The sequence below is a fragment of the Terriglobales bacterium genome (assembly GCA_035543055.1).
Taxonomy (GTDB): Bacteria; Acidobacteriota; Terriglobia; order Terriglobales; family Acidobacteriaceae; genus JAIQFD01.
On sequence record DATKKJ010000154.1, the window covers coordinates 1 to 2986 of the forward strand.

4 protein-coding genes are annotated in these 2986 nt (G+C 64.3%); 1 reads left to right on the top strand and 3 read right to left on the bottom strand.

Features of this window, described 5'->3' with window-relative positions; genetic code table 11:
- The 3 genes from VMS96_10480 to VMS96_10490 all read right to left on the bottom strand — a co-directional run.
- The coding region (locus VMS96_10480; GenBank protein HVP43849.1) for a cysteine rich repeat-containing protein at window positions 1-363 on the bottom strand (363 nt) is incomplete at its 3' end.
- 71 nt (window positions 364-434) lie between these two features.
- Window positions 435-1004 carry an HdeD family acid-resistance protein gene (locus tag VMS96_10485; GenBank protein ID HVP43850.1) on the bottom strand — a complete coding sequence of 190 codons (570 nt, stop codon included), beginning with the start codon at window positions 1002-1004 and terminating at the stop codon, window positions 435-437.
- A gap of 267 nt (window positions 1005-1271) precedes the next feature.
- Window positions 1272-2336 carry a LysR family transcriptional regulator gene (locus VMS96_10490; protein ID HVP43851.1) on the bottom strand — a complete coding sequence of 355 codons (1065 nt, stop codon included), beginning with the start codon at window positions 2334-2336 and terminating at the stop codon, window positions 1272-1274.
- Window positions 2337-2414: 78 nt separating this feature from the next.
- On the opposite strand from VMS96_10490, the gene VMS96_10495 reads away from it, so the two are divergent.
- Window positions 2415-2885, top strand: a complete 471-nt coding sequence (locus VMS96_10495; protein ID HVP43852.1) for a hypothetical protein — start codon at window positions 2415-2417, stop codon at window positions 2883-2885.
- Window positions 2886-2986 lie beyond the last annotated feature (101 nt).

Consider the following 2986-nt stretch of genomic DNA (forward strand, 5'->3'; position numbering starts at 1 on the left):
GTTCTTCTCGTTCTTCTGGATGCAGGCCAGTCCCCGTCCCTGGCCGGGCTCGATGTTGGCGCAGAATTTCTGCAGGTCGTCCTTGCACTGGCTCGCGGCGAACTCGACGGCAGCGACTGCCTCCTTGAGCTGGAGGGAGGCGTCGTAAAGCGCGTAGATGCACTTGTCCGAAACCTTGTCCTCGAAGGCGTAGAGGCACGCGAGGATGCGCCCCTGACCCTGCGGCACGCCCTTGCAGAACGTGGTGAGCTCTTTGTTGCAGGCCTTCTTCAGGCTATCGACAAGGGGATCGGCGGCGTCGGCTCTCCCCGCGATGAGCAGCAGCGCTCCTACCACCATCGAACCAACGATCGTTTTGCGCATAACTTCTTCCCTTCTTTGGTAAAGGGCCCCCCGCCCTTCGGGAGGCCCGCCGTGTGATTCGGACGTCGCTTTTAGGCCGCAGCAGCGACGGTGGCGACTTTGCGTGCAGCGCTCGCCACGGAGACCGTCGTGAAGCCGTTGGAGATCATGCTGAACCCGGCCAAGGTTCCGACCACCCACAGGCTCGACGCGGGGAACTGCCGCCAGATCATCACGGCGAACAGGATGCTCAGGATGCCGCCGACCAGCATCCAGCCCCAGCCCTTTACCGGCTTCATGTGGAACGCCAGGATGACTCGCAGGATCCCGTCGACGAACAAAACGATCATAACCACCAGGGTGAGCGACTCGAGCCCGATACCCGGCCGCACCACGAAGTAGAAACCCGTCACCAGGAGAAGCAGGCCCCACATGAAAGTGAGAGCGCCGGCGCCAAAGGACTGCGCCTTGAACGCCCCCACGACCCGCGCGCCGCCCGCCACCATCAACATGAACCCGACCATCACCGTCACTGCAACCCCCGCGACGAATGGCGCCAGGATCCCCAGGACTCCGGCCACAATCTCTACGATGCCGAGAAAGACGAGCCAACCTGCGTTCTTCTTCGCTTGCTGTAGCCAACTTTGATCTGTCGCGTCCATGACAAATTCCTCCTTGCGAGGCGAGTATCACGGAAGGTTCAGCGAAAGGTCGCCCTTGTTGGGGCTGAAAGCGTCGCTTCGCAGCGCCACAGAGGATTCCGGCCAATCCCTCCTGTGGAGGCATCCGAGGGTAAGCAATTGCTTCCGGTGCGTCCGCGGCGCCGCTCGCCTCTAAAGAGCTCGCGTCGCCCTACCTGCGCCCAGTGGCAGCCAAGCTGCTGATCATTGGCGCGGTCTGGCGGCAGTTCTTCTGGCAACCGAGGTCCGTCATCGGTGTTGCGACCCCACCGGCCGGCGGGGCACCCTCGCCCTCGCCGCCCGGTCAATGGCCCTCACCTCCGCAAGAAACGCCTCCAGGGCCGGAGTCGACGCGCGTTCGCGCAGCCGGATGATGCCCGGCTCGGTCACGGCCCACGGTGCATCCACAGGCAGTGCCACGAACTGCCCAGCCTTCAGTTCGGCAGAGATGGCAGCCTCCGGCGCGGCGCCAAACCCGTCGGTGTCCCTCACGAAGGCGTTCATCAGAGCGATGGAATCCACTGTGATGGCGGGGATGAAGTCGCCGGTCAAGGGATCGATCCGCCCCTTGATCCCGGCCCGCTGGAGGAACGGGGCTAGGCGCGGCGGGACCGGGCCCATGACGAACGGGTACGGCGCGAGTTGCTTCAGGGACAACTTGGCCGCGCCGGAGAGCGGATGTCTCCGCCGGACGAAGAACCTGGCCACCTGCGCCGTGAGGGGCTCCACCACCAGCGCTGCGTCGCGATCCGCGCGCGCTACCCCGGTGATGCCGATGTCAAGCGTACCGGCCAGGACCTGTTGCGACACCAGCCGCCAGTCGGCATGGGCGACCCGAAGGTGCAGGCCTGGATACATTCGCGCGAGCCGGCCGACGGCGGGGACGACGAGCAGATCGTACGGGAAGAAACCCGCGCCGACTGACAGGGTTCCCGAGGCGAGATTGTTCATGCGGTCGATCTCGACCACGAGCGCGTCGAGGTTGTGAATCAGAGCGCCACCCCGGGACAGGATGAGCTGGCCGAAGACCGTCGGCACCGCGCCACTCTTGCCGCGCTCGAACAGCCGCACGCCGAGCGCCGTCTCCAGCACCTTGATGCTCTTGCTCAGGGCCGGCTGGCTCATGCCGAGCGCATGGGCGGCGCGGCCGAAAGAGCGGTACTGCCCGATGGCGGCCACGTGCTGGAGCTGTCGAATTTCTGGGAGCACGGAAGCATCATAGCTTGCGGATATGAGAACCCGGAAGAGTTTCGCCGCCGACCATGAATCGGCGCCTACTGCGTTCGCGGATGGGCTGACGGGCTGTTCGTCCAATGCGAATTGCGAAGGAGAAGTTCGTGGGACCAAGACAGCGTTCCATCCAGGCGCCGACTCTTCCCGCATGAAGCGCTCATGCGCCGCATCGGCAACGCGCATCCCTCGCAGCAAGAAGGAGAAGACTTCATGAGCCACCCCCGACTACGTTTCCTTCCCGTCCTTGCTTCCGCCTTCATCGTCGGGGCCTGTGCCCCCACGCTGGATGCCGACAAGGCAACCTTCTGCAAGGACCTGAACAGCTACGCGAGCGCGGTGAACACCCTGAATGGCCTGACCGCGGCCAGTACCGTTGACGACTACAAGAAGGCGCAGCGAGCCGTGAACGAGGCTGGCAACAAGCTGGACGCCTCGGCCAACAAGCTGAACCGAGCCGAGGGCAAGGCCGTGGCAGCCACGCAGAAGAGCTTCGAACGCGCGGTGAATGGGATTTCGAACACGGACACCATCGCCGCAGCCAACGAACAGATCCATACCGCCGCCGCCGCCGCGATCACGCAGTACCTGCAAATCACGCAGACGACGTGCACCTACGGCAACAGTCAGTAGGCCGCAGGGGCTGCGCTCCAACGAGTGGCTGTCGGTGATCCGCCAACGGGCGAACATCGTCCAACGGAGGTTGTGATGGCTGGGAAGAAGACTGCAAAGGC

What these genes read in the sequence shown, in the direction of transcription:
- VMS96_10485 (HVP43850.1), bottom strand. Translation starts at nt 1,004, where the DNA reads ATGGACGCGACAGATCAAAGTTGGCTACAGCAAGCGAAGAAGAACGCA.
- VMS96_10495 (HVP43852.1), top strand. Translation starts at nt 2,415, where the DNA reads ATGCGCCGCATCGGCAACGCGCATCCCTCGCAGCAAGAAGGAGAAGAC.